Origin of the sequence: Clostridium amylolyticum (assembly GCF_900142075.1) — a bacterium.
In the GTDB taxonomy this organism is placed as follows: domain Bacteria; phylum Bacillota; class Clostridia; order Clostridiales; family Clostridiaceae; genus Clostridium_AA; species Clostridium_AA amylolyticum.
On record NZ_FQZO01000011.1, the window covers coordinates 77,870 to 103,726 of the forward strand.

Annotated in this window: 22 protein-coding genes; 11 read left to right on the forward strand and 11 right to left on the reverse strand. The window is 33.7% G+C overall.

The window, feature by feature from the left end:
* Positions 1–132 precede the first annotated feature (132 nt).
* The gene (locus BUA82_RS18650) at positions 133–1,581 is read right to left on the reverse strand and encodes an alpha/beta hydrolase family protein (RefSeq protein WP_073012123.1); all 1,449 of its coding nucleotides are present in this window, start codon (positions 1,579–1,581) and stop codon (positions 133–135) included.
* A 167-nt stretch (positions 1,582–1,748) separates the two neighbouring features.
* On the opposite strand from BUA82_RS18650, the gene BUA82_RS18655 reads away from it, so the two are divergent.
* From BUA82_RS18655 to BUA82_RS18665, 3 genes are all read left to right on the forward strand, one after another.
* Positions 1,749–2,450 (forward strand): response regulator transcription factor, encoded by a 702-nt coding sequence (locus tag BUA82_RS18655; protein ID WP_073012126.1) that lies wholly within the window; start codon positions 1,749–1,751, stop codon positions 2,448–2,450.
* A gap of 14 nt (positions 2,451–2,464) precedes the next feature.
* Entirely contained in the window at positions 2,465–3,829 is a 1,365-nt protein-coding gene (locus BUA82_RS18660) for a sensor histidine kinase (RefSeq protein ID WP_073012129.1), read from the forward strand.
* Positions 3,830–3,985: 156 nt separating this feature from the next.
* Positions 3,986–4,690 carry an SDR family oxidoreductase gene (locus BUA82_RS18665; protein ID WP_073012132.1) on the forward strand — a complete coding sequence of 235 codons (705 nt, stop codon included), beginning with the start codon at positions 3,986–3,988 and terminating at the stop codon, positions 4,688–4,690.
* Positions 4,691–4,781: 91 nt separating this feature from the next.
* Here the strand turns inward: BUA82_RS18665 and ahpF are convergent, their stop codons facing one another.
* The 5 genes from ahpF to BUA82_RS18690 form a co-directional block, all read right to left on the reverse strand.
* A complete protein-coding gene (ahpF, locus tag BUA82_RS18670; protein ID WP_207650320.1) occupies positions 4,782–6,308 on the reverse strand; it encodes an alkyl hydroperoxide reductase subunit F in 1,527 nt (508 codons plus the stop codon).
* Positions 6,309–6,323: 15 nt separating this feature from the next.
* Positions 6,324–6,887: an alkyl hydroperoxide reductase subunit C gene (ahpC, locus tag BUA82_RS18675; RefSeq protein ID WP_073012138.1), complete on the reverse strand. Its 564-nt coding sequence runs from the start codon at positions 6,885–6,887 to the stop codon at positions 6,324–6,326.
* A gap of 342 nt (positions 6,888–7,229) precedes the next feature.
* On the reverse strand, positions 7,230–7,901 hold the full coding sequence (locus BUA82_RS18680) for a class A sortase (RefSeq protein ID WP_073012141.1): 672 nt from the start codon (positions 7,899–7,901) through the stop codon (positions 7,230–7,232).
* 102 nt (positions 7,902–8,003) lie between these two features.
* Positions 8,004–10,544: an LPXTG cell wall anchor domain-containing protein gene (locus BUA82_RS18685; RefSeq protein WP_073012144.1), complete on the reverse strand. Its 2,541-nt coding sequence runs from the start codon at positions 10,542–10,544 to the stop codon at positions 8,004–8,006.
* 254 nt (positions 10,545–10,798) lie between these two features.
* A complete protein-coding gene (locus BUA82_RS18690) occupies positions 10,799–11,356 on the reverse strand; it encodes a hypothetical protein (protein WP_073012148.1) in 558 nt (185 codons plus the stop codon).
* 370 nt (positions 11,357–11,726) lie between these two features.
* On the opposite strand from BUA82_RS18690, the gene hsp18 reads away from it, so the two are divergent.
* The 4 genes from hsp18 to BUA82_RS18710 all read left to right on the forward strand — a co-directional run bounded on the left by hsp18 (position 11,727) and on the right by BUA82_RS18710 (position 13,374).
* Positions 11,727–12,170, forward strand: coding sequence for a heat shock protein Hsp18 (gene hsp18 / locus BUA82_RS18695; protein WP_073012151.1), 444 nt, complete (start codon positions 11,727–11,729; stop codon positions 12,168–12,170).
* 173 nt (positions 12,171–12,343) lie between these two features.
* Positions 12,344–12,568: a DUF1659 domain-containing protein gene (locus tag BUA82_RS18700; RefSeq protein ID WP_073012154.1), complete on the forward strand. Its 225-nt coding sequence runs from the start codon at positions 12,344–12,346 to the stop codon at positions 12,566–12,568.
* A 34-nt stretch (positions 12,569–12,602) separates the two neighbouring features.
* Positions 12,603–12,824, forward strand: a complete 222-nt coding sequence (locus BUA82_RS18705) for a DUF2922 domain-containing protein (protein WP_073012157.1) — start codon at positions 12,603–12,605, stop codon at positions 12,822–12,824.
* A gap of 178 nt (positions 12,825–13,002) precedes the next feature.
* A complete protein-coding gene (locus tag BUA82_RS18710; RefSeq protein WP_073012160.1) occupies positions 13,003–13,374 on the forward strand; it encodes a hypothetical protein in 372 nt (123 codons plus the stop codon).
* A 24-nt stretch (positions 13,375–13,398) separates the two neighbouring features.
* On the opposite strand, the gene BUA82_RS18715 is transcribed toward BUA82_RS18710, so the two are convergent.
* The gene (locus BUA82_RS18715) at positions 13,399–14,094 is read right to left on the reverse strand and encodes a hypothetical protein (RefSeq protein ID WP_073012163.1); all 696 of its coding nucleotides are present in this window, start codon (positions 14,092–14,094) and stop codon (positions 13,399–13,401) included.
* Positions 14,095–14,518: 424 nt separating this feature from the next.
* On the opposite strand from BUA82_RS18715, the gene glgB reads away from it, so the two are divergent.
* The 4 genes from glgB to BUA82_RS18735 all read left to right on the forward strand — a co-directional run bounded on the left by glgB (position 14,519) and on the right by BUA82_RS18735 (position 22,405).
* Entirely contained in the window at positions 14,519–16,459 is a 1,941-nt protein-coding gene (gene glgB, locus BUA82_RS18720) for a 1,4-alpha-glucan branching protein GlgB (protein ID WP_083600029.1), read from the forward strand.
* 14 nt (positions 16,460–16,473) lie between these two features.
* Positions 16,474–17,907: a glycogen synthase GlgA gene (gene glgA / locus BUA82_RS18725; RefSeq protein ID WP_073012166.1), complete on the forward strand. Its 1,434-nt coding sequence runs from the start codon at positions 16,474–16,476 to the stop codon at positions 17,905–17,907.
* A 188-nt stretch (positions 17,908–18,095) separates the two neighbouring features.
* Positions 18,096–20,531 carry a glycogen/starch/alpha-glucan phosphorylase gene (locus tag BUA82_RS18730; protein ID WP_073012169.1) on the forward strand — a complete coding sequence of 812 codons (2,436 nt, stop codon included), beginning with the start codon at positions 18,096–18,098 and terminating at the stop codon, positions 20,529–20,531.
* Between the two features lie 14 nt (positions 20,532–20,545).
* On the forward strand, positions 20,546–22,405 hold the full coding sequence (locus BUA82_RS18735; RefSeq protein WP_073012172.1) for a glycoside hydrolase family 13 protein: 1,860 nt from the start codon (positions 20,546–20,548) through the stop codon (positions 22,403–22,405).
* A gap of 123 nt (positions 22,406–22,528) precedes the next feature.
* Here BUA82_RS18735 and BUA82_RS18740 read toward each other — a convergent pair whose 3' ends face one another.
* The 4 genes from BUA82_RS18740 to BUA82_RS18755 all read right to left on the reverse strand — a co-directional run bounded on the left by BUA82_RS18740 (position 22,529) and on the right by BUA82_RS18755 (position 25,674).
* Positions 22,529–23,464: a glycosyltransferase family 2 protein gene (locus tag BUA82_RS18740; RefSeq protein ID WP_073012175.1), complete on the reverse strand. Its 936-nt coding sequence runs from the start codon at positions 23,462–23,464 to the stop codon at positions 22,529–22,531.
* Complete coding sequence (locus tag BUA82_RS18745) at positions 23,457–23,837, reverse strand: GtrA family protein (RefSeq protein ID WP_073012178.1); 381 nt, start codon at positions 23,835–23,837, stop codon at positions 23,457–23,459. Before BUA82_RS18745 ends, BUA82_RS18740 begins: the two co-directional genes overlap by 8 nt.
* Positions 23,822–25,261, reverse strand: coding sequence for an ArnT family glycosyltransferase (locus BUA82_RS18750; protein ID WP_073012181.1), 1,440 nt, complete (start codon positions 25,259–25,261; stop codon positions 23,822–23,824). Before BUA82_RS18750 ends, BUA82_RS18745 begins: the two co-directional genes overlap by 16 nt.
* Before the next feature lie 146 nt (positions 25,262–25,407).
* Positions 25,408–25,674 carry a hypothetical protein gene (locus BUA82_RS18755; RefSeq protein ID WP_242949006.1) on the reverse strand — a complete coding sequence of 89 codons (267 nt, stop codon included), beginning with the start codon at positions 25,672–25,674 and terminating at the stop codon, positions 25,408–25,410.
* Positions 25,675–25,857 lie beyond the last annotated feature (183 nt).

Consider the following 25,857-nt stretch of genomic DNA (forward strand, 5'->3'; position numbering starts at 1 on the left):
TGTTCCTCTGTCTTTTATTGTCTATTGAAAAGTAATGTGCTAATCTTGTGAGGATGACGCACTTTTTTTCTTTACCTTTACTTCTACATAAAGACTAAGAAAATTATATGGCCCGGAGGATTTTCAAAATTTTTAGTACACAGACACTTCTACCTCAGGATATGTGGATGAAGGAACATCAAGCAGTGGTGTAGACTTACTCTTTAAATGTTTATCAAAGAAATTTAGAATAAAGCTATTCATTATTTCTGTTTGACGTTTTTCTTTAATATCACCTAAAAATCCAGAAAGCTTGCCTAATACAGGCATGAGAGAGTTAATGTCAGAAAAGTTCATGTGCTCTGCGCCACTTATTTGTACAAACAAGAAATTTTTTTCTTTTTCTGAATAACCATAACGAATGTATTTTCCATATTTTTCGGTGGTTAAGATCATAAATGGTTGAATTATTTCTTTATCAGGAGCATATCCAAAAGGTGAGCCATCCATATTGATAAAAGCCTTTACTCTACTATCATCCAGGGAAAGCTGTCCTGCTGCGGCACTACCGAAGGAGTGGCCTAAGGCTCCTATATTTGATATGTCTAATTTATTGTAAAAAATACTATCGGTCATACTACCATTAATTTCAGTTATTTTATTAATGATAAACTGCATATCTTTACTCCATGTTTTAACGCTGTTATTATTTAACTTGGCATTTCTAAGGAGTGTTCTAATGTATTCGGGGCTCTCTGTATCTGTTACTGTCTGTTTAGCTATTTTAACAGCATTTTTACTATCAGCGGTTAAATTCTCTGATAGTTTTTTACTATATGGTGTTATTGTTCCATCAGGATATATACATGCAAAATCATCATAGGGATGCCCCACTGCAAAGACCACATATCCATGGCTGGCTAGCTCCTCCATTTGAATTGCATTCTGTCCGTTAAACATTGTGCCACCGCCAGAAAAGAGGATTACGGGATATTTTTTTTCTTTTTCAGAGATATTGGAATTAATATAACTATGAGTTTTCACTAAAGTTAGATTGTCAAAAACCTTTGGCATGTGTTTACTTTGGGAAAAAAGATCCATTGCTTCTTTGCTGTTTATCCAGTTGGCACGCTTTTTTCCATTGATATCTGCTGTGGGATACCAAACTTGCACAGGTATATTTCTATATTCATTCAAGTTTGAAAGTTGTTCTTTACGTGAAAAATCTTTAAAAGACATAAACATGGTACCTACTGGGTAAGCTCCCCCCGGTTTGGGTAGATTAACTACAGGAAAAAGGAAAGGAAGAACAACAGATAAAACAAGTATTGGAATCAGCATAATTAAAGAAACTAACCTAATAATTCTATTAGGTTTTCTATTAGGAAGTAATGAATTGAATATGCCGCCAATTAAAAATAGCATTGATAGTATAAAAGCTGGAACAATATGAATACGGTATCCTTCAAAAATGATGCTGAATACAGCTGTAATATTTGCTGCTAAGGGTAAAAAAATAGATGCTTTTTTATTTTTAAATATAAAAAGATTTATAGAAGAAAAAATAACTAAAGTAAGAAATAAGGTTTCTAAAATCCTCATGGTATCATCCTTTCTAGTAAATTCTAGTGCACTTAATTTATGCCCTTATAATATCAGGCTTGGTTTATGTCAACCTATACGCTGCCTTAAGGTAACCTTAATTTTCAAGTAAACATAGAATCTACTGACTCATGTTATAATTAGATAAAGAAGGAAGGAGTGATGAAATGAACCATTTTAAAAACAAAAGTATATTATTAGTAGATGATGAACCACAGCTTCTAAAGATGCTGGAAACAATATTTAAAAAAGATGGTTTTAATCATATATTTTGTGCTTCAACATTTACAGAAGCAATGTCAATTTTAACAAAAAACATACCTGATATTGCTATTCTTGACGTAATGCTTCCTGATGGAGATGGATTTTCCTTATTGAATGAAATTAAAAGGATTCGAGATATACCAGTACTGTTTCTTACAGCAAAAGGTGAAGCAGAGGATAAGATCCTAGGACTGGGGCTTGGTGCTGATGATTATGTTGTAAAGCCATTCTTACCCCGAGAACTTACTCTAAGACTTAACACAATTTTGAAGCGAACTTATTCAAATAGTATAAAAAATGAGCAGTCTGTGATTAATCTTGCAGCATGCACCATTGATTTAAGTAAGGCTGAGGTGATGAGAGGAAAAGAAGTAATCCAGCTTACTGCCAAGGAACATGCAATTTTATCTTTGCTATATGAAAATTCTAATACTATTGTTACTTTGGACATGCTTTGTGAATCTGCCTGGGAAGATGATTCTTATGGTTATGAGAATACATTAATGGTACATATTCGTCATATTCGTGAAAAAATAGAGAAAAATCCGTCTGCACCTGTTTCTCTGGTTACAGTAAAGGGTCTTGGATATAGGTTAGTAACATAGAATGGGAGAATTGTATGAATAATAAATCCATGAAAATTATAGTTAGATATATAATTAGAATTATTTTTATCGTGTTTATTGTCCTTGCAATTAATTATTCACTTTTCTTATTCATTATACGCTATAGTCCAATGGCTAAGGAGCCTACAACAACAGTAAAAATCATTGCAGAGGAGCTTAATGGAGACAATAAGCAATTAACAGATAAAACAACTAAAGTTATACAGAAGAACAATTTATGGGTTCAGTTGGTCAATGCCAGTGGATATGTGATTTATTCTTACAACGAGCCTGATGATATTTATAACTACTATTCCATTAATGACATTGCAAAACTATCTAAAAGCTACTTAAATGATTATCCAGTATATTTATGGGAAAGTGGTAGGAATTTAGTGATACTTGGTTATCCTAAAAATACAATTTCTAAATACAATTGGTTTATTCCAACAAATGTCATTAATAATTTGCCACTGACTTTAGTAGTTATTATGTTAATGAATTTGATTATTACAATAATATTGTCAATAATTCTAAGTAGAAAGCTAACCAAACCTTTAGGGAATATTATAAAGGCTATCTCCTCTTTAAAAGAGGAACAAGAGGTGAAGTTGAAAGAGAAAGGGATATTTAAAGATTTAGCTGAAAATATAAATGAAACTTCTGAAATAATACGTGATAAAAATCACAAAATAAAACTTCGTGACACAGCTGTTTCTAATTGGCTCACAGGGATATCCCATGATATACGAACCCCGTTATCTATGATTCTAGGATACTCTGCATTAATGGAAGGGGATGCTACTTTATCAGAAGAAGTCCATTCACAAGCTAGAATAATTACAGAGAATGCAGTACGTTTAAGTGATCTAATTACTGATTTAAACCTAGCAAGCTCACTACAATATCAGTTGATACCATTAAATCTATCATTAGTAAAGCTAAGCAGCATTGCAAGGAAAGCTGTGGCTAAGGGGGTAAATAGCGGAATTCTTAAAAACAGCAGTATAGATTTGATTATCCAAGACGAGTCTGCATCAGCATTATTGGATGAAGCATTATTCTTGAGGGCGATAATTAATTTAATAGCAAATAGTGCAAAACATAATAAACAGGGCTGCAATATTACTGTAACCGTTCCAAACACAAATGAATATGATTATGTTTCTATAATTGTTTCAGATAATGGAAGTGGGATTCCCAAGGATAAAATTGAAAGAATTAATGGATATGATTATTTTAATGCTTGGATAAATAAATCCAATGGATTAGGGTTGGTAATTGTAAAAAGTATTATTGAGACTCATCACGGCCAGATGGTAATTGAAAGTGAAAAGGGCAAAGGCACCACTATAGTTATAAGAATACCAGCAGGTTAGAAGATAAGAAGCTATTGGAGTTGAAATTGCAGGAAATAGGGAAACTTGCCGACATTAAACTTTCTTTAATCTTTATAAAGAGCACTGAAAATTTACTTGATAAAACTAAGATTAAATTTGAAATCTAAAAGAATTATATAATTTTGGAGGCTACTTATGGTATTTAAGGATAAGGTTGTAGTTGTTACAGGGGGAGCTGACGGGATAGGCAAGGTCATATGCGAAGAGTTTAGAAAAGAAGGGGCCATAGTTTGCGTAATAGATATTAAGGATAATGATTACTTTATAGGAGACATAGGTGATGAAAATATACTCAAAGCTTTTGCTGAAAAAGTGATTTCAGATTATGGCAGAGTGGATTGCTTGATAAATAATGCTATGCTCAGCAAGGGCGGTATATGGAACTGTTCTTACGAGGACTTTAATTATGTGCTGCGTGTGGGGATAAGTGCACCTTTTATGCTTACCAAACTTTTTTCTGAGCATTTTGCACAAGGGGCAAGCATTGTGAACATATCTTCTTCCAGAGACAGGATGAGCCAGCCTAATACTGAGAGCTATACTTCGGCTAAGGGTGGAATTTCAGCCTTGACACATGCTTTAGCAGTAAGCCTTGCTGGAAAAGTACGTGCAAATTCAATATCACCAGGTTGGATAGACACTGCTTTCACCGTATATAAGGATGAAAATGCATATCAGCATCCTGCTGGAAGGGTGGGGAATCCAATGGACATAGCAAATATGGTACTATACTTGTGCAGTGATAAGGCTGGGTTCATCACAGGAGAGAACATCTGCATCGATGGAGGAATGACAAGGCAGATGATTTATCATGATGACTTTGGATGGACGTTAAAATAAATAGTGGAAGATATTGACCACATAGAATCACAAAAAACAAGCCATGTTGCTATCCTTGAGATAGCAACATGGCTTTGTTAAATGAAAATTATTAGTTTCTAATCATATAATCGAACGCACCTAAGGCTGCGGTGGCACCAGATCCCATGGAAATGATTATTTGCTTGTAAGGGCTGTTGGTACAGTCTCCTGCAGCAAACACTCCTGGAACATTTGTAGCGCCGTGGCTGTCAACGATGATTTCACCAAAGCGGGAGCGTTCTACACTGTCACCTAACCAATCGGTGTTTGGTACAAGGCCTATTTGTACAAATACTCCTTGCAACTCTACATGTTCTTCTTTGCCGGTATCACGGTGAACAAAAGTAATTCCATCTACCTTGTTGGTTCCTGTAATTTCTTTTGTTTGAACGTTTTTATATACAGTTACATTTGGTAAGCTGTAAAGACGTTTTTGTAATACCTCGTCAGCTTTAAGCTCTGGCATGAACTCAAGAACTGTTACATGCTTTACAATGCCTGCAAGGTCAATGGCAGCTTCGATACCAGAGTTACCTCCGCCAATAACCGCTACATCTTTTCCTGCAAATAAAGGACCATCGCAGTGAGGGCAGTAAGCTACACCCTTATTCTTAAATTCTGCTTCACCAGGCGCTCCTACATTACGCCAGCGAGCGCCAGTTGAAAGGATTACGGCTTTGCTTTTTAGCACAGCTCCGTTTTCTAGTTCAACTTCGATGAATTCCTTCTTTTGTAAGCCTTTAGCACGCTGAGCTTTCATGATATCCACATTATACTCTCTAACATGCTCTTCTAAGCTTGCTGCCAGCTTGGGACCTTCTGTGTATTTTACACTGATGAAGTTCTCAATGCTCATGGTGTCTAGCACCTGACCGCCAAAGCGCTCAGCCACTATACCTGTGCGAATACCTTTTCTAGCGGCATAAATAGCCGCACTGGCACCGGCAGGACCGCCTCCCACCACAAGTACATCGTAAGGTTCCCTATTATTAAATTCTGATGCATCAGGTTTACTTCCTAACTTAGAAAGAATTTCTTCCACTGTCATAAGACCACTTCCGAAAAACTCACCATTTAGGTAAACTGATGGCACCGCCATGATTTCTTTACTTTCCACTTCTTCTTTAAAGGAAGCTCCGTCGATCATGGTGTGGGTAATACCATGATTTACAACGCTCATCAAGTTAAGTGCCTGCACCACTTCAGGGCACACCTGGCAGCTTAAACTAATATAAGTTTCAAAGTGGTATTCACCTTTAATATTCTTAATTTCATTAATTACTTTTTCTTCAACTTTTGGTGCTCTTCCGCTAACTTGCAGCAAAGCTAATACTAAGGATGTGAATTCATGACCTAGTGGGATACCAGCAAAAGTTACACCAGTATCTTCACCTGCACGATTCACACTAAAACTTGGAGTCCTATTTAATTGTGTTCTTTCTACCTTAATTTTGGAGGACATGGTTGCTAGCTCATTTACTAGCTCTAACATGTTCTTAGATACATCATCCTCTCCAACACTAACTTTAATGAGTACATCGCCTTCCATAAGTTGAAGATATTGGTTTAATTGTGACTTTATATCTGAATCCAACATAATTTATCTTACTCCTTAGATTTTTCCTACTAGATCTAGGCTTGGTTTAAGTGTTGCAGCTCCTTCTTTCCATTTAGCAGGGCAAACTTCGCCTGGGTTGTTTCTAACATATTGTGCTGCTTTAATCTTGTTGATAAGAGTGCTTGCATCACGTCCTATGCCGCCAGCATTAATTTCTAGTGCTTGAACTACACCATCTGGATCTATGATAAAAGTACCTCTATCTGCAAGACCATCTGCTTCAATTAGCACGTCGAAGTTTCTGGATATTGTATGGGAAGGGTCACCTATCATAATATAAGTGATTTTTCCAATAGTTTCTGAACTGTCATGCCATGCTTTGTGGGTAAAGTGAGTGTCTGTGGAAACGGAATATACTTCTACTCCTAGGGATTTTAATTCTTCATAATTGTTTTGTAAATCTTCTAATTCAGTTGGGCATACGAAAGTAAAGTCTGCTGGGTAAAAGCAAACTATGCTCCACTTACCTTTGAAATTTTCTTCTGATACGTCTATAAACTTACCATTGTGGTATGCTGATGCTTTAAATGGTTGAATTTCTTTTCCTATTAATGACATAATAAATCTACCTCCTAAAATATGTTTTTATTTTATTTATTAAGCTAAATGCTTATATGTATTAAATTAATTTAGCTGTAATAATTACTATCTAATAATTATTATTAACTAGATTGATCTATTTGTCAACCCCATTTTCAAAATTAATCACTAAATTATGCCAAACTTCCCAAACTCCTCAGAATTTGGTTGCTTCACAATATATTCTCAGAAACTCTGTGAGCTTCATCCCTCATTCTCAATTCTCAATTTTAAATTCTAAATTAAAAAAAGTAGTAACTCAGTTACTACTTTATTCTTAGACTATTTCCTATTTCCTATACATACAATGTATTTATAATTTTACTGTTTTGAATTCATTAACTTTTCATCATAAGGAATTTTATTTTCCAGTTCTCCCATAACAAAATATCTTTTGCCGGTTTTTGAAGAATAATAGCAAGTCATAAGGGAAATAACAGGCTTCCCTCTTTCTTGTGATTTTTTATCTTCTATCATATAAACTGCATCGTCTGGAACTGCTACGGTTTCATACACTTTATATTCATAGATGTCTTTTTTATCTGTAACCCTTATTATATGTCCATTTTTTATATCCATAAGCCCGCCAAATAAAATATCCTTTTGCTTTATAAAGTGGCCTGCCAGAGGGTAATTTCCTTCCCCAAGTTTCTGATCTGGTCTCATGGTGGCAGCTCCAGCTAGTAGGTTAGTATTATTTAAGCCTTTAATTATAGAAAGATTCAAATTTATACTGGGAACAACAAGTTGTCCTATTATTAAGTTCTTATTTATTTTATTAGGGCTTAATAATGTTCCACTTATATCTATATCTGTTACGCTGGAAAAGTCATATTCAGCTTCATTTTCATTGTTTTTTACTATCATTTCAGCTGTAATATCTGATGAGTTTGCATTTTTAATCTTTTGCTTTATAACTAATTTACTTATATAGGGAGATGCTATTAATAGCAATCCAACTACAATTAATATTATAGATATGGCTTTTTTCATATTTCCTCCTATTTTTTTGTCAAGTGCCAGGCATCTGACAAACTTTTTCTTCTTAATACTAATGATAATAATAAACCCTTGCTAAAAGCAAGGGTTTAAATATTATATTGTTTTATATTTTTTTCTTAAAGCTATAAAGCATCCTAGGGATATTAAGATTACCCCTAAGGTTATTAGGATTATTGAGTTATTTGAAAATCCGGTCTTAGCAAGTTTTTCATTATTATTTGTAGTTTCGGTAGAAGTGTTTCCTCCCTTGTCATCCTTACCAGTATTATTATCTTCTGGTGTTTTTGGCTCTTCTTTTGGAGTATCAGGATCTTTTGGAGCTTCTTTTACTGTTACTTTTATTTCATTGAGTTTTTTATATTCTCCATTTACTGAAAGATAGGGTGTTATAGTTGCTTCGCCTTCCGATACTGCGGACAAAATATTATCTTTAAGATTAACAGCGCTGCCTACTACTTCAAAGTAAACATCCTCCTCATTTATAGAAAGGCCTATTTGCTTCTTAAACTCATCATATAAATTTAATTCTTTATCCTCTAAGTTTAATGTAATAGGGGTAAATTCTTTACTAACATCAAATTCTAAAGCTTTAGGGGTAACCTTGTGAAAATAAACACCTTTAGCATAATATAAATTGTCTTCATTATCTAAGGTAAAGATACCAGTGTTTGCTATGAATTTTGAATCTAAGGAATTAATATCTACAGCGGTAAGTTTTTCACCTGGGTTGGTATACATTAACCCTTTGTTGTCAAACTTAATGTAAGTTGGTCTCCATCTGCCATAGTTAGTGATTTCAGGGTAAAGCTGCTTTTTCTTAACAACCTTTAAGGTTTCTTTATCAAGAGCAAATACCCATCCATTAGCCGTTCCCCAAAGCAAGCCATCTTGTCCAAATTCTAAACCGCTGATCATAGGAAGAGTTTCATTTTCTGCTACTTCTAAATCTTGAATTTTAAGTACTTTATCATTATCTACATCATAAACAAATAGCTTGGCTCTCTTTTCACTAGGGTCTATACCTAGTCCGCCTGCAATAGAAGTGGAACCATAGATTAAACCATCTTTATAGGCTAAGCCTACAATACTTTGATTAGGAACGATGTTTCTTATAGTTTTAAAGCTTTTATTTTCAGGGTTATATATGGTTAAAGCTCCACCCAATTCTGCATAACCTGGGATGGTTCCAATAAAGACTTTTCCATCCCCAGAGGTGATTTTAAAGGGCCTGTCTTGTCCTTCTCCGATTTGACCGATCTTTACTGGCTTTGGAGCAGTTTGAGTGGTATCTAGCTCAAAAATTTGGGCAGTAGGATACTCACCTAGATAAAGTTTATTCCCCAAGGAACCCATACCTTCGATTTGTCCTAAGGTGAAATTTGTAGATTCTCCAGTTAAAGGATTATATTTAACACCTATACTACCCATGTAACCACTAATATATATGTTTCCATCTGCGCTTTTTTCAATAGACTGTATATTATTAGGCTGACTGCTTACCACGGATTTTGTTAAACCCCATTTATTATTATCAAAATCAAATAAATAGAAGGAGCCATTGAAGTTTACAGAAACCATGGTATTTTTACCGAATTCAGAATCCTTTAGATCAATAACTGCTGTATTTCTTAGATTGGTATTAAAGCTTCTTACAGGGTTAGGATCAAGAGTTAAAGTATCTAGATTAAACCTATACATATTTGTATCTCTAGAAGAAAAATATACATGTCCATTTACTTCATCAGAAACCCCTATCATTCCTCTAACTTCTGGTATTACAGTATTAAGCCATTGTTCTTTATCTAAATCATATATCATTACAGTTCTTGGACCATTAAAAAATGCAAATAAATAATTTCTAACCACATTTATATGATAAACCATACCCATCTTATCTTCGCTGCCTTTATTTTCTGGAAGACCTTTGGGTATTTGAAGCTGTACTTTTTCACCGGTGGCAGGATTTATCTTCCATACTCTTCCGTTGTTAGTACCCGTTCCAGCATATATACTGCCTTTATGATACACCATAGATTTTATATAGTTTTCAGATTTTCCATCATCTCCAGGAACTGTGCCGTCATCAATTTTACCGTAATTTCTAAATTTTGTATTTGCAGGATCATAGGAGAAAATTGCTCCTGTAGAATATCCGCCTCCAAACACTAATTCGCCATCAGTACTAAGAGAATAGAAAGTTGAATCTCCTTCTAGAGGAACTCCAAGATCTTCAACCTTATTTTCTGAAGGGCTGTATTTGAATAGTTTAGCTTTAGCGCCGGTAGTACCAATGTATACAGAGCCGTCTTTTGTAATCACATGAGTCCAAGCGCTGCTGGCATCTTGGAGTTCAAAGGTTTTTAAGAGTTTCTCATTGTCTAAATCCACTACATTAAACATTGCGGGGATTTTAGATGAAGCACTTCCTGTTACGGTGGTATAAGCCACATTAACTCCATTTTCCACTCCATAAACCGCATCTAGGGTTTGGATTGACTGGATAGGAGCAGATATAATTTCATCTTTAGAAAAATCCGTTAATACTGCAGCCTTAGGCTTTAGGGTCAAAACACCTGTCATAAGAACAGATGATAACAAAAGGCTAAGACTTTTTAATAACACTCTCTTCTTCATAAATTAACCTCCCTTTGTTAACGTTTACTAAATTCCCTATAATTATATAATAAAATTTTAATTATATTTACAAATCTCCTAAAACAGTCTAATATAGTGCTAAAAATGATAATAAATTACTTGAAAAATTATGATATCAATATAATTATGGAAAGATTCATATATAAGAAGTTAAATTAGTGCTGAATATTTTGATAAAAAATGTCTCTAAGCTAAAATATACTTTTAGCTTAGAGACATGTATTAATAGGTACTTATCCTATAATCTTTCTAATTTCATTAAGCTCTATTATCATTTTATCCATTCCTTCTAATTTGGTTTTTTGCATAGAGATTTTATCATCTAAATTTTTCATTAAGGATTCCACGTCTTTTTCTTCTCTATCTTCCATATTTTTTTTATGTAAGTCATCAGGCCTTCTCATTCCAGTTTGTATCTCTTTTATAGCTTCCAGATGTTTTTTTACTGAATTGTATTGCTCTTCTGTTAGCTTTTTATTGTCAGTTACTAAGGTATCTAGCTTATTGTTGATTTCTTTACGAGATGCATGCACCTCATCATATTTTGCTTTAAGAGCTTCTTCATTTTTGTTTATTTCTGTAATTTTGGCTTCCTTCTTTTCCTTTTCAGCTTTGCTTAGCTTAAAGGTTTGATCCTTTTCTTTCTTATTTGGATTAACCTTGTCAAGCTTATGAGAAATACTATTATATCTTTTGTCAGCAGGACAATCTTTTGGAGATGCTAAGGCTATGGCAGAAGTAGAAAAAGTTATAGCTGAAGCAATAAATAAAGTTAACACCTTTTTATTCATAAATATAACCTCCTTATACTTTATATTTTTAATATACCTTTTCTAGTTATATTTATACTTATGGGTGAGATATTTGCATATAAAATAAAATTTTAGTAGTAAATTACGGTGATTTTATGCACAGAATGGTTTTTAAAATATAGCTAAAATAATTTTTTTATATTATGTTTAGAGAATTGCAATTAGGGGGATTTATATGCATTTAAAATAAATATCTTGCGAAATCTATACATATCTACTTATAAGTAGCTTTTTCTTATTATTTTAGACTTTGACTTTCTTTGACCTTTAATCTATAATCATAATTGTAAAAAGGAATACCAAATAAAACACGTAAATTAAAAATTAAATTATTAAGGAGGTTTTGTGTATGTTTGAAATGATTCCTTGGAGAAGAAATAGTAATATGCAAAGAAGAGATGATCTTTTTGAAACTATGGTAAACAGTTTTTTCAGCGATGACTTTTTTACTCCTGCCAGCCTGCTTAAAAGTAACTTTTCAGTGGATTTAAAAGAAACTGAGAATGAATATGTAGTAGAAGCTGATTTACCAGGTGTAGACAAAGAAAATATCCATATAGACTATAATAAGGGTTACTTAAACATCTCTGCTAAGAGAGATAACTTAGTAGAAGATAAGAAGGACAACTATGTAAGACAAGAAAGAAGCTATGGAGAGTTCAAAAGATGTTTCTATGTAGACAATGTAGATGAAGAAAAGATTCAAGCTTCCTTTGAAAATGGTGTGCTTAATGTAAAGCTTCCTAAGGTAAGCAAAGAAAAGCAAAGTGGAAGAAAGATAGATATTAACTAGTTTTCATTCTAAACTTAATAACTTATTTGTTTCTAATACCCCTATTTACCAGGCTGTATCAGCAATGCTGATCAGCCTGTTTTTAATTTCAAGACATTTTAAATAATTTTTTTAGAAGTTTTTTAAAAAATCCCTTTTACCGCATATATAGTAGGTGAAAGGAGTTGATAAATATGGCAGTAAACACAACATTAACAGGTAATGCCATGATTCTTAAGTTTAAGGTAGGGGTAGATAAGGAGGGTAAGGATGTTTTTAAGACTCAGAGATTTTCAAAAGTAAAATCCACCGCCACTGACGAAAATATCTTTGCTGTAGGTAATGCCCTAGGAGCTTTGGTGGATGCCATGAACTTTGAAGTTCTTAAAGAATCTGACTATCAAATTATCAGTCAATAGTAATATAAATTAAAAGTGAAGGAGGAATTGATTTATGGAAAGTAAGGTCTTAGTTATGACTTTTAAGAATGAGCAAGGAAAAAAGGTCAACGTAAGATTAGGCAATGTAAAAGAAGGGTTAACGGATGCACAGGTAGCTAATGCCATGGATGTGGTGCTATCTAGCAACATACTCTTAACCACTGGTGGAGATATTGCTGCTAAGGAAGACGCACAGATCGTAACCACTAACACTTCCCCATTTACAGTTAAATAGCTTTAAGGTATAGCTGCTTAACTGATTATATAAAGAAAGCTGTCTTGATTTTCAGGACAGCTTTTAATATGAAGTTTTTTATTCATATAGGCATGGCACAGCACATAAGAATAAGTATAGTAATTTAAGTTAGTCACTTGTCAAGTGACTGGTGCCATCTTGTCAGTGGAGGTCGTTGATGAAACTGTTAAAGAGGAAAGAAGTATATTTAAAAAAGTTAAAAAGGATTCTGAAGCTTTTTATTATTACCTTTATTTTAGTAGTAGCCATTACATGTTTTTTTGGAGTAGTTTATGAGGCTCAAGGGGTAGAAAATGTAGAGGCTGGAGGGGGATGGCTTCTTATATATAGGTATACTAAAAAAGAAAGTGGATTTTATATGGAGTTTGGTCTGGGAATATTTATTATAATAGCGGTGATTACCTATATTTTTAATATATTTATTGTAAAATATTATCCTAAAAGCTTTTTTAGCAGATTGTTTGAGAAAAATGATAAGGGTTTTAATTTAAATAAAGGTAGTAATAATAAAAGCAATAAGGCGATATGATTGATAATATCAGATCATATCGCCTTATTTTTGGTTTAAATAAATATATATGGTTAACAAAAAGCTGTCCCTTTTTTCCATATTATTTTGAAAGGATAATTGTACTCCATAATTTCCATACATAAAACAATAATCTTGGGAGGAATTAATTGTTTTTGGATAATTATTAAGGTGATTTTGTATGCAGTCATTAATAGTATTATGGAGTTCTTCAGTGTCTTCTTCAAGAAAATACTGAAGATAGTCTTTTCTTAAACTATCAAATTTATTTAATTCAGCACCAGTAAAAGGGATCAGCTGAGAAAATTTCACAGCTATAACTTTATTTCTGTATTTATAAACTTTTATAGAGTTATCAAAACTTAAGCTAGCATTTTTTGAAGAAAAAACTAAGTCTAGGCTAGCTTCTACCACTCCGTTTTTATCTAAACTTTGTGATAGATTATTTTTCAAAAGCCCCGGAGCTTCCTTAAATTTATTTATCATATGCTCATCATCTATTTCTAGATATTTAATTGCTCTTGGCTTTTGAATGTCCTTAATATTACCTAGACGTAGGGCAATAAGATCTTCATCCTCTTCACTTTGCCAGGAGTAGTCAATAGTAGAATTTACTGGCTCTGAAGAAGAATCTTCTAATATGTCCGTAGTAGAGGCATTATTTAAACAAGTGGCAAAAAAAGTGATAAAAAATATTAGTACCTTAACAAATCTTTTCATATATAAAACCCCGTTCATAATATATAAAGGTTTATGTTTAGAATTATTGACCTTTTTAAAAAATCTAAACATAAAATATCGTATTATTATATTTATATAAGAAGTATTGAATAATAATGTTTAATAAATTAAAATTTGCAACATATACTTAGATTTTTTTAAAATGTCAAAATTGTTGCACAAATTTGTGATATAATCTTATTAAATTATTTTGAAGATTGGGGGCGACCACGTGGGTAAAACTAAAATTAATGAAGTTAATAATTTACTGGTAAAAAACACAGAAGAAAAAAGTGTTAAGGATACTACCTCCAAGGATAAGGCTAACACCAAGAAGACTTCAATAACTAAAGGTAAAGATAAAAAGAATAACACTGATAAAAATGTAAAAACTGTGAAAGCGCTTGCACAAAAAACTGAAGAAATGAAAAGAATAAAAACTACCCAAAAAGTTAATTCTAACACCTTGGAAAGTACCATTATATCTGACTTTGACATATATTTATTCCATGAAGGCCATAATTATGAAAGTTACAGCTTTATGGGAGCACATTATAAAAGTGAAAACAGAAAAAGAGGGGTTAGATTTACCACTTGGGCTCCTAAAGCACAAGAAGTATACGTGGTAGGAAACTTTAGCTCCTGGAAGACAAAGCCTGAGTATGCCATGGAAAAAATTAATGACCAAGGGCTTTGGAGCGTATTTATAAAAGGAATAGCTCCAGAAGAACTATATAAATATGCAGTAAAAAGCAATGAAGGGAAGCTGGTACTAAAAGCAGATCCTTACGGCGTTCAATGCGAGCTTAGACCCAACACTGCATCTATAGTAGCACAGCCAAAAAAATATAGATGGAGCGACAAAAAATGGATAAATAAAAGAAATAAAACAGAGATATATAAAAGTCCTATGAATATATACGAACTCCACCTAGGTTCTTGGAAGAGAAATGAACAAGGTGAGTTTTTAAATTATAGAGAAATAGGTGAAAGCTTAGCGCAGTATGCTAAGGAAATGAGATACACCCATGTAGAGTTAATGCCTATAATGGAGCACCCTCTAGATACCTCTTGGGGTTATCAGGTTACAGGCTACTACTCTGTTACCAGCAGGTTTGGTACTCCAGAAGACTTTAAAGATATGATAAACACCCTGCATAAAGAAGATATAGGTGTAATACTAGATTGGGTTCCTGGACATTTTTGTAAAGATGAGCATGGGCTTTATAAATTTGATGGTACACCTACCTATGAATATGAAGATACTTTAAAGGCAGAAAACATAGGCTGGGGAGCAGCTAATTTTGATTTAGGCAGACCAGAAGTTAAAAGTTTTTTAATATCCAATGCCCTTTACTGGCTTAGAGAATTTCATGTGGATGGATTAAGGGTAGATGCCGTGGCAAATATGCTTTATTTAGACTATGAAAGAGAAGCGGGACAGTGGAATCCTAACAAAGAAGGTGGAAGAGAAAACTTAGAAGCTGTGGAGTTTATAAAAGAGCTAAACACAGCTATATTTAAAGAGTTTGATAATGTGCTTATGATAGCGGAAGAATCTACCTCTTGGCCTATGGTGACCATGCCTGTAAATAAGGGCGGGTTAGGATTTAACTTTAAATGGAACATGGGTTGGATGAATGACATGCTTAAATATATAGAGCTAGACCCTCTTTATAGAAAATATCATCATAATTTAATAACCTTTTCCATGATGTATGCCCATAAGGAAAACTTTATACTTCCTTTATCCCATGACGAGGTTGTACATGGTAAAAAGTCCTTAGTAGATAAGTGCTGGGGAGATTATTGGAACAAGTTTGCAGGGCTTAGAGCTTTTATATCCTATATGTTCACTCATCCAGGAAAAAAGACATTGTTTATGGGTAATGATTTTGCTCAGTTTATAGAGTGGAGGTATTACGAAGAGCTGGAGTGGAAGCTTATTGACCAGTTTGAAATGCATAGAAAAACTCAGGACTTCTTTAAAGCCTTAAATAGATTCTACCTTGAAAATAAAGCTCTTTGGAAAAATGATTATAATCCTGAAGGCTTTCAATGGATTGATGCAGATAATTCTAATCAAAGTATAATAGCCTTTATGCGGAAGGCAGAAAAAATAGAAGATACTCTAATTATAGTATCTAATTTCACACCAGTGGTTTATTATAACTACAATATAGGAGTACCTTATCCAGGAGAATATATTGAAGTTTTAAACTCAGACAGCGAAAGTTTTGGAGGTTCAGGACAGATTATAGAAGAATCTTTATTTTCACAGGAAGGAACCTGGCATAATCAAAAGCAATATATTAAATTAAAGGTTCCACCTATGGCTACTATTATTTTAAAGCTTAAAAAATAGGAGGGGAAGTTATTATGTTAAAGGTACTTTTTGCAGCTTCTGAAGCAGATCCTTTTATAAAAACTGGAGGACTGGGAGATGTAGCATATGCTCTTCCAAAATATTTGAATAAGTTAGAGGTAGATGCTAGGGTAGTTATACCAAAATATAAGAATCTTAAAGAGGAATATTTACAAAAACTAGAGTTTGTAAAAAGCTTCAATATATGGGTTGGTTGGAGAAACCAATACTGCGGCATATTTAAGTGTAAAGTGGAAGAGGTAACCTACTATCTAATAGATAATGAATACTATTTTGGTAGAGATGGCTTATACGGATATTATGATGATGGTGAAAGATTTGCATTCTTTGATAGAGCTGTAATGGAAATGATTAAAGAGATAGACTTTAAGGTAGATGTAATACACTGCAACGATTGGCAGACAGGCATGATCCCTGTACTTAATGCTTTGCAATATAACAAGGGTCCTTGTTATTCTAATATAAAAACCGTGTACAGCATCCATAACCTTTTGTTCCAAGGAACCTACGATCCAAAGATATTAGGAGAGCTTTTTGGATGGGACGAAGAGCAGTTTAGAAATGGAATGCTGGAATTTTACGGCGGTGTAAGCTTTATGAAGGGCGGAATAAATTATGCTCATAAAGTAGCTACAGTAAGTTCTACTTACGCAGAAGAGATAAAGACTCCATTCTACGGAGAGAGGATGGATGGCCTTTTAAGAAGCAGAGAACAAGACTTAATAGGAATATTAAATGGCATAGATTATAACAGCTATGACCCTAAAGAGGATACTTTAATTTATAAAAATTATGATGTAAATACTATAAAAGATAAAAATGTGAATAAAACCAAATTACAAAAGGACCTAAACCTTCCTGTGAGGGCTAAGACCCCAATGCTGGGGATAGTTTCCAGGCTTACTCCTCAAAAAGGCATGGATTTATTGGTAAGCATATTAGATAGAGTGCTTCAGGAAGATGTACAGCTAGCGGTGTTAGGTACTGGAGATTACGGTTATGAAGAGCACTTTAAGAATCTTCAAAGCAGATATCCAGATAAGGTATCTGCCATTATAAAATTTGATAATACCATGGCTCATAGAATATATGCAGCTTCAGATATTTTCCTTATGCCTTCACTTTTTGAGCCTTGCGGCTTAGGTCAGCTTATAGCTCTTAGATATGGAACCATACCTGTGGTAAGGGAAACCGGTGGGCTTAAAGATACTGTAGTTCCTTATAATCAATATACTGGAGAAGGCAATGGTTTTAGTTTTGACAATTACAATGCCTATGAGCTGGAAACAGTTCTTAACATGGCATTAAATTACTACAAAGATAAAAATATATGGGAAAGCCTTGTGAAAAGCGCCATGAATTCAGATAACAGCTGGGAAAAGTCTGCAGAGATCTACAAAAAGTTATATGAAGAGTTAACAAATTAGTCATCGTAAAAAAATAAATAGTCAAAGATGCGAAGTATATTTTGCGTAAGACGAGGACACAGGTTCCATTAATAGTTGGGCTATTAGTGGGTTCTGTGGACGCAGTATTACGCAAAATAGACGAGTAGACTGATTAGTTATTTTTTGGAGATGACTTAAACTAGAGATTAATGTAGGAGGTAAATCTGATGCTGAAAATAAATAAAGAAACCTTTAAGAAGGACTATGAAAAAAAGTTTCTTGAAATGCATGGTACAGAGCTTGCTTTTGCTTCAGAGCAGAGTAAATATGAAACCTTAGGAGTCCTTGTAAGAGACTATGTAGCAGGAATGTGGCTAAGTACTACTAAAAGTTATAATGAAAACAATGAAAAACAGGTTTATTATTTTTCTATGGAGTTCCTTCTTGGAAGGCTTCTCGGCAATACCCTTTTAAATTTAGGTATTAGGGACATGTGCAAAGAAGCATTAGCAGAGTTAAATATAAGCTTAGATAGCTTAGAGGAGCTGGAACAGGATCAAGGACTAGGTAACGGGGGGCTGGGAAGGCTGGCAGCTTGTTTCCTAGATTCCATGGCATCTTTAGGCATACCCGGTAACGGCTGTGGTATAAGATACAAATACGGATTCTTTGAACAGAAGATAATAGATGGCTCTCAGATAGAAGCTCCAGATAACTGGCTTAGAAGTGGTAACGTGTGGGAGATAAGAAAAGCTGATAAGGCTGAAATAGTTAGATTTGGTGGAGAGGTTAAAGTGGAAGATATAAATGGAAGACTAGCCTTTACCCACATTAATTATGAGCCGGTACTAGCTATACCATATGATACTCCCGTAGTGGGCTATGAAAATGATGTGGTGAACACCTTGAGACTTTGGAGTGCAGAACCAGTGTCCAACGAGTTCGATTTTTCCTCTTTTTCTAGAGGTGACTTTTTAAAGGCTATTGAGTATAAAAATTCCGTAGAAGCCATATCTCAAGTACTTTATCCTGAAGACAGCTTTTATGAAGGGAAGATGCTAAGGCTTAAGCAGCAATATTTCTTCGTTTCTGCAGGGTTACAAAGCATCATAAGACATTACAAAAGCAACGGAGGAAATTTAAAAGGGTTAGATGAAAAAGTAGCTATTCATATAAATGATACTCATCCTACCTTGATTATACCAGAGCTTATGAGGATATTAATGGATGATGAAGGCTTTGCCTGGGAAGATGCTTGGAGGATAACTAAAAATATCTGCGCTTATACCAATCACACCATATTATCAGAAGCGCTGGAAAAGTGGCCTGTAGATATGTTTAGAAAGCTGCTCCCAAGGATTTATATGATAGTGGAAGAAATAAACTCAAGATTTTGTCAAAACCTTTGGAACAAGTATACAGGACAGTGGGATAAGATTCACAGGATGGCTATAATAGCAGATGGATATGTTAAAATGGCTCATCTTGCCATAGCGGGAAGCCATAGTGTCAACGGAGTGGCAAAGCTTCATACTGAAATTTTGAAAAAGCAAGAAATGTCAGATTTTTATTATTACTACCCAAGAAAATTTAATAATAAAACTAATGGTATTACCCATAGAAGATGGCTTTTAAAAGCAAATCCAGAGCTTACCAACCTATTGAAAGAAACTATAGGACCAAGCTTTATTAAGCATCCTATGGATATGGAGGCCTTTGAAAGGTTTTCCAATAATAAATCTGTACAGGAAAAGCTTCATGACATAAAGAGAAATAATAAGGTTAACCTGGCAGAAATCATTAGAAGTAATCAAGGGATAATAATAGATCCTGATTCTATATTTGATGTTCAGGTTAAAAGGATACATGCTTATAAGAGACAGACTCTTAACGCCCTTAGGATAATGGATCTTTATAATGAGATTATAGAAAATCCTAATTTAGATATTGTACCTAGAACCTTTATATTTGCAGGTAAGGCTGCACCAGGATATTTCCTTGCCAAAAAGACCATTGAACTTATAAATGCCATAGCAGAAAAGATAAATACAGACCCTAGAGTACAAAATAAGCTGAAGGTGGTATTTATGGAAAATTACAAGGTATCCTTGGCAGAACACATAGTGCCTGCAGCAGATGTCAGTGAGCAAATATCCACCACCACAAAAGAAGCCTCAGGAACTTCTAACATGAAGTTTATGATGAACGGAGGTCTTACCATGGCTACCTTAGATGGAGCTAACGTTGAAATAAGGGATGAGGTAGGAGACGACAATATATTTATATTCGGTTTGAATGAACGAGAGATTTTAGACTACTATAAGCATGGTGGATATAATGCATGGGAAGTGTGCAACAATGACCCAAGGCTAAGAAGGATAACCAATGACCTTATAAATGGATACTATTCTCCAGACAGAGAAAAGTTTAAAACCATATATGAACACCTTTTAACCTATAATGATGAATTCTTTGTGTTAAAAGATTTTGACTCTTACCTAAAAGCTCAAGATAGATTAGATAAAGCCTATAGAGACAAACACCACTGGCAGAAGATGGCCGCAGTGAATATAGCTCATTCAGGAATATTCTCCAGCGACAGAACCATCCAAGAATATGCCACAGGTATCTGGGGCTCTGAGTTCCTTTATAAGAACCTGTAATTAGGAGAATGAACATGGATAACTTTTATATTTTACATGATTCCCATAGTTTGAATTTTAGAAGTCCCTTTGGTGCTGTGACATTAGGCACCGAAGTTACCATTAATATAGAAGTAGAGAACTGTGAAGGGGTATTTTTAGAGCTTATACATTTTAAAGGCTTTTGTGAAAGCATACCCATGGAGAGAAAAACAGAGGAAGAGGGTCAGGACAATCATACCTATAGTGCAGTTATAAAGACACAGGATACAGGATTGTTAAATTACTTTTTTACCATAAAAAGATATGGAGAAACTCTATATTATGGCAACAATGCAGAAGGCTTAGGAGGAAAAGGCTGCCTGCAAAAATATGATCCTAAGCCCTTTCAGATTACTGTGTACAAGGATTTTAAAGTCCCTAGCTGGTATAAGGAAGGGATAATTTATCAGATCTTTGTAGATAGATTTTGTAATGGCAATGAGGATGGACATATAGATAATCCTAAAAAGAATAGTTTTATATATGGAGATTGGTACGATGAACCCATGTATATAAGAAATTCCAGCGGAGACATAGAACGATGGGAGTTTTTTGGAGGAAACTTGCAAGGGGTTATAAACAAGCTTCCTTTAATAAAATCCTTAGGGGTTACCACCATATATTTAAATCCTATATTTGAATCTCCCAGCAGCCATAAGTATGATGCGGCGGATTATAAAAGCATAGACCCTATGTTTGGCAATGATGAAAAGTTCAAAGAATTATGCAGCAAAGCTTTAGAGCTTAATATCCGCGTGGTTTTAGACGGAGTGTTCAGTCATACTGGTTCAGACAGTATATATTTTAATAGGTATGGCAATTACTCAGAACTTGGTGCTTATGAGTCCAAGGAATCTCCTTACTATAACTGGTATAAATTTCGTAATCACCCCAATGACTATGATTGTTGGTGGGGGTTTGTAAATCAACCTAATGTGGATGAATTAAATCCAGACTATATGAACTTCATAATTAATGATGAAGATTCCGTTATAAGCAAGTGGATGAGCTTAGGGGCTTCAGGCTGGCGCTTAGATGTGGCAGATGAGCTTCCAGATGAATTTATTAAGGCCTTAAAGAAAAAGATGAAGGAAGTCAAAGAAGATTCTGTGCTTATTGGAGAGGTTTGGGAAGATGCCTCCAATAAAGTAGCCTACGATGTAAAGAGAGAATACTTTTTTGGAGATGAGCTTGACTCTGTAACCAATTATCCCTTTAGAGATTCAGTACTGGGCTTTTTAAAAGGGGATATAGATGCTCACAATATAATAAGAAAACTTATGAGCCTTTATGAAAACTACCCAAGAGAAGCTTTTTATTCATCTATGAACACTCTGGGAACCCATGATACTGAGAGGCTGCTTACAGCACTTCAAAAGGGGAAAGAACATAAGGAGGAAGGAGAGGCATTATTAAAATTAGCAATAGCATTTCAAATGACCTTCCCAGGAGTACCCCTTATATATTATGGTGATGAAGCAGGTCTTCAAGGAGGAGCGGATCCTAAAAACAGAAAAGCTTACCCTTGGGGGAGAGAAAATAAAGAAGTATTTAATTGGTATAAGGCCATGACTTCTTTAAGAACTAACCATGAGGTATTTCAAAAAGGAGAGTTTAAATTCTATGACGTGCATAAGGATGTGCTATGTTTTGAGAGAAGTCTTGAGAATACCACTGCTTTAGTAATGATAAATAGAGCTTCCCAGGATATTTTTTTTGAACTTCATGGAAATAAAAATGTTCAATATTATAAAAACCTAATTGCTACAGAAGAAGTAATAGAAAATAACTTTGGAGTGCTAAGGTTAAAGTTAAAGCCCTTAGAGGTTAAGATTTTACTAAATAACATTTAAACTAAAAAAATGTAGAACAAGAACTTTAAGAACTATAAATTAAAGTTTTAATTAATGATATTTAAACTTAAAAAAGCATTGGCTATGATTGGATAACCCTCTCATAGTCAATGCTTTTAATAATTAATGAAAATTCACCTTATCTTTTATTATATAAAGAGGTCTTCCTTTGCTTTCATCATAAATTCTAGCTATATATTCCCCTATAACTCCAAGAGAAAGCATCTGTACCCCACCAAAGAAAGTTAAGGCGCACATAATGGAGGTCCAGCCTCTTGCTATATCTTTTTCAAAAACTTTGCTTATTAAGGAATATATAAGTATAGCAAGAGATAGTATTACTGAAACAAAACCTATGGTAGTGATTATTTTAAGAGGTTTTGTTGAAAAGCTGATGATGCCATCCTTGGCAAACTTTATCATCTTCTTTAGGGGATATTTGGTCTCTCCTGCAAAACGTTCATCTCTTTCATACTCTACATAAGTTTGATTGAAGCCTACCCAAGATACCATCCCTCTTATGAATCTATTTTTCTCAGGCATGGAAAGAAAAGCATTTGCTACTTTTCTATCAATAAGCCTAAAGTCCCCTGTATCTTTAGGAATAGTAATTTCAGACATGTGAGCAAGGAACTTATAGAAATATTTAGCAGTGGTAAGCTTGAAAAAAGTTTCTCCTTTACGTTGTTTCCTTTTGGCATAAACCACTTCATAGCCTTCTTTCCAAAGCTTAACCATATCCGTTATAAGCTCAGGGGGATCTTGTAAATCTGCATCTATTATTACCAAAGCATCTCCAGAAGCTGCTTCTACCCCAGCGGTAACAGCTATCTGATGACCAAAATTTCTTGAAAAGTTTATGATTTTAGCATTTTTATCTGAAAGAGCTATATTTTTTAATATTTCATAAGTTCTATCCTTACTGCCATCGTTAACAAATATAAGTTCATAGTTAAAATTATTATCATCCATTACCTTTTTTAGTCGTTTGTAGCATTCTTCTGCCACAGATTCTTCATAATACATTGGTACTACTACAGAAAGTAAAAAGTTATCCATTTGAATTTTCCTCCTTAAATGTCCAAATCTTATTTAAACTAAAGTTTATAACAAGCCCCACTGCAGTTACCAAAAGCTGAGATATAAACTTAGAACCATGAAACTTGTCCACTAATAAATAAAGAAATAATGTATTAAATCCCAAAGTTAAAAGATTTACTGTTATGAATTTAAACAGGACTTTTTTATGTTCCTGTTTAGATTTGAATACCCAATTTTTATTCCAAATATAGCTGTTAAGAGTGCCCAAGGAATATCCTATGACATTTGCTATAATATAATTTATATTTAAGTATGTAAGTAGAGAGTAGGTACCTATGGTTATTCCTGTATTAAGGCATCCTACTAGTGCAAACTTTATGAATGAAGCCATGGTGAGTTCCTCCTTAAGGCTTGGACTGCGAAAATTATAAATATCCAGCCTATTATAAAGCTATAGCGGCCCTGAACCTCTGTAATTAAATAAAGAATTATAAATCCACCTAATAATATGTAGAAAAAATTAATTTCTTCTGGAAAATCATTTAATCGTATTTCTTTAAGTGAAAGTATAAGTACCATAATAAAATAAATGGAACATGCTAATTGAAGCAGGCTTATATTGGCTGTAAGAAAGTTGGTAATAACTGTAGGACTTGCATTTTCCACAGTCCAAAGTACTGAAAAGAAGTCTCCTGTAATCCACTGAAGCATAAGCTTTGTTATATAAAACTTCCCTATTTCCAAAGGGGGAGTATTTTTAAATCTTTCTTTTATTATAGCTTTAGAGGCAGCTTCTATCTTTTCACTGTCATAGTTGTAATCTATAGGAAGTTGAGCATCCTCAGGATTCCACATGCCGTAATATTTAATATTAGTTCCTTTAAGTATAGAAGTCATGTAAGATTCCTTGGACTGCCATAGATGATTTTCAATAACATCTCCCTGCATAAGCCAAGAGCTTGCAACATAAATAGGTATAATGAAAGCAATTAATATTAAGGAAATATTTTTAATTCCTTTAATAAAGCCTTTATATATGAATGAATACATTCCATAAGCCACTAATACTACTATGCCTACCATTCTAAACATGTTTCCTATGCTTAAACACGCACCACATAATAAAAGCAGCCAATGATTTTTTTCTAATTTTAAACTCTTAATAAAAATATATATACTTAATATATAAAATGGTATAGCCATGTTTTCTGACATTGTCTCAGAGGTATACATTATATAGGGTGGATAAAGTGCCAAAAGCAATGCTCCTATGCAGGCTGTTTTTTCATTATACAATTCCTTTATAAGCAAATATATTAAGTATACAGATACTGTAGAAAATATTACGTTGAAAAATTTAATCCACCAAAGAGGATTAGAGGTAAACCTATAAAATAATGAAAAGTAAAGTACTGTTATGATGTCATGGGCAAACCTTGCAAAGTAGCTTGTCCCTTTAAATCCATGATATATTCCCTGAGAAGCTATTTCAGCATATTCATACATAAGGGCAAAATCAGACTGAGGTATAGTAGGGATAAGTATTATCCATAATATCCTTAAAATAAAGGCTATAATAATTACCCTAGGAAGATTGATACCTTCTAAGAGTTTACGCCAAAATATAAGATTTCCCTTCTTGTATCTTTTATACAGATATATAAATAAAATTAATAAAAGAATTACAACAAAAGTTAAGTACTTAAACTTTGCAAAGTTAAAAGGATAATATATTCTTCCAATATTACCCACTATAATCATAATTAAAAATATAATTAGTGCATGCCTTAAAAAGTTGTTAAAGAATTTTTTCATCCTGCGAGTCTCCTTTAAGTTCTTTATCTCACTCACAAAGGTGAATGATTTACCTAACTGTTTCCAATAAATACTATCCATGAGTATTTTAACAATATTCTCATGACAAGTCAAAAGGCTAGACAATCTTTAACTTAAAGGAATTTCTATATCTTAAACAGTATCCACTTGCAGCTTCCTAGTTCATATTTAATTTCAAAGGTCTTTTGCTGTCCATTTATAGTGCTATAGCATCTATATACTAGCATATGATTTCCACAAAGCTTCTCTAATTCTTTGTGAGCCACCCTATCAATTTTTATGATTCTATAACTTTCATCCTTCTCTATATACCTAAATCTAATAGGATGAATGTTACCTAGAGAATCTGTCCAACTTACCACCTCAATAGGCTTCGCTACAACTTTCACCATAAACAACTCCTTCATTTCATTACATTTAATTTAAAATTGAGAATTTAGAATGCGTAAACTAATTTAGAATTGAGAATGTAGAATTTATAATGAAGGACTCATAGGCCCCCTCCAAAAGCTGGACTATTAATTCGAATGAAGTTAGAATTAAAATACAGTTAAGAGGAGGTCTTTTATGTCTAT

Coding starts and splice junctions, on each gene's coding strand:
- BUA82_RS18650 (WP_073012123.1), bottom strand. CDS start 1,581: ATGAGGATTTTAGAAACCTTATTTCTTACTTTAGTTATTTTTTCTTCT.
- BUA82_RS18655 (WP_073012126.1), top strand. CDS start 1,749: ATGAACCATTTTAAAAACAAAAGTATATTATTAGTAGATGATGAACCA.
- BUA82_RS18660 (WP_073012129.1), top strand. CDS start 2,465: ATGAATAATAAATCCATGAAAATTATAGTTAGATATATAATTAGAATT.
- BUA82_RS18665 (WP_073012132.1), top strand. CDS start 3,986: ATGGTATTTAAGGATAAGGTTGTAGTTGTTACAGGGGGAGCTGACGGG.
- ahpF (WP_207650320.1), bottom strand. CDS start 6,308: ATGTTGGATTCAGATATAAAGTCACAATTAAACCAATATCTTCAACTT.
- ahpC (WP_073012138.1), bottom strand. CDS start 6,887: ATGTCATTAATAGGAAAAGAAATTCAACCATTTAAAGCATCAGCATAC.
- BUA82_RS18680 (WP_073012141.1), bottom strand. CDS start 7,901: ATGAAAAAAGCCATATCTATAATATTAATTGTAGTTGGATTGCTATTA.
- BUA82_RS18685 (WP_073012144.1), bottom strand. CDS start 10,544: ATGAAGAAGAGAGTGTTATTAAAAAGTCTTAGCCTTTTGTTATCATCT.
- BUA82_RS18690 (WP_073012148.1), bottom strand. CDS start 11,356: ATGAATAAAAAGGTGTTAACTTTATTTATTGCTTCAGCTATAACTTTT.
- hsp18 (WP_073012151.1), top strand. CDS start 11,727: ATGTTTGAAATGATTCCTTGGAGAAGAAATAGTAATATGCAAAGAAGA.
- BUA82_RS18700 (WP_073012154.1), top strand. CDS start 12,344: ATGGCAGTAAACACAACATTAACAGGTAATGCCATGATTCTTAAGTTT.
- BUA82_RS18705 (WP_073012157.1), top strand. CDS start 12,603: ATGGAAAGTAAGGTCTTAGTTATGACTTTTAAGAATGAGCAAGGAAAA.
- BUA82_RS18710 (WP_073012160.1), top strand. CDS start 13,003: ATGAAACTGTTAAAGAGGAAAGAAGTATATTTAAAAAAGTTAAAAAGG.
- BUA82_RS18715 (WP_073012163.1), bottom strand. CDS start 14,094: ATGAAAAGATTTGTTAAGGTACTAATATTTTTTATCACTTTTTTTGCC.
- glgB (WP_083600029.1), top strand. CDS start 14,519: ATGAAAAGAATAAAAACTACCCAAAAAGTTAATTCTAACACCTTGGAA.
- glgA (WP_073012166.1), top strand. CDS start 16,474: ATGTTAAAGGTACTTTTTGCAGCTTCTGAAGCAGATCCTTTTATAAAA.
- BUA82_RS18730 (WP_073012169.1), top strand. CDS start 18,096: ATGCTGAAAATAAATAAAGAAACCTTTAAGAAGGACTATGAAAAAAAG.
- BUA82_RS18735 (WP_073012172.1), top strand. CDS start 20,546: ATGGATAACTTTTATATTTTACATGATTCCCATAGTTTGAATTTTAGA.
- BUA82_RS18740 (WP_073012175.1), bottom strand. CDS start 23,464: ATGGATAACTTTTTACTTTCTGTAGTAGTACCAATGTATTATGAAGAA.
- BUA82_RS18745 (WP_073012178.1), bottom strand. CDS start 23,837: ATGGCTTCATTCATAAAGTTTGCACTAGTAGGATGCCTTAATACAGGA.
- BUA82_RS18750 (WP_073012181.1), bottom strand. CDS start 25,261: ATGAAAAAATTCTTTAACAACTTTTTAAGGCATGCACTAATTATATTT.
- BUA82_RS18755 (WP_242949006.1), bottom strand. CDS start 25,674: ATGGTGAAAGTTGTAGCGAAGCCTATTGAGGTGGTAAGTTGGACAGAT.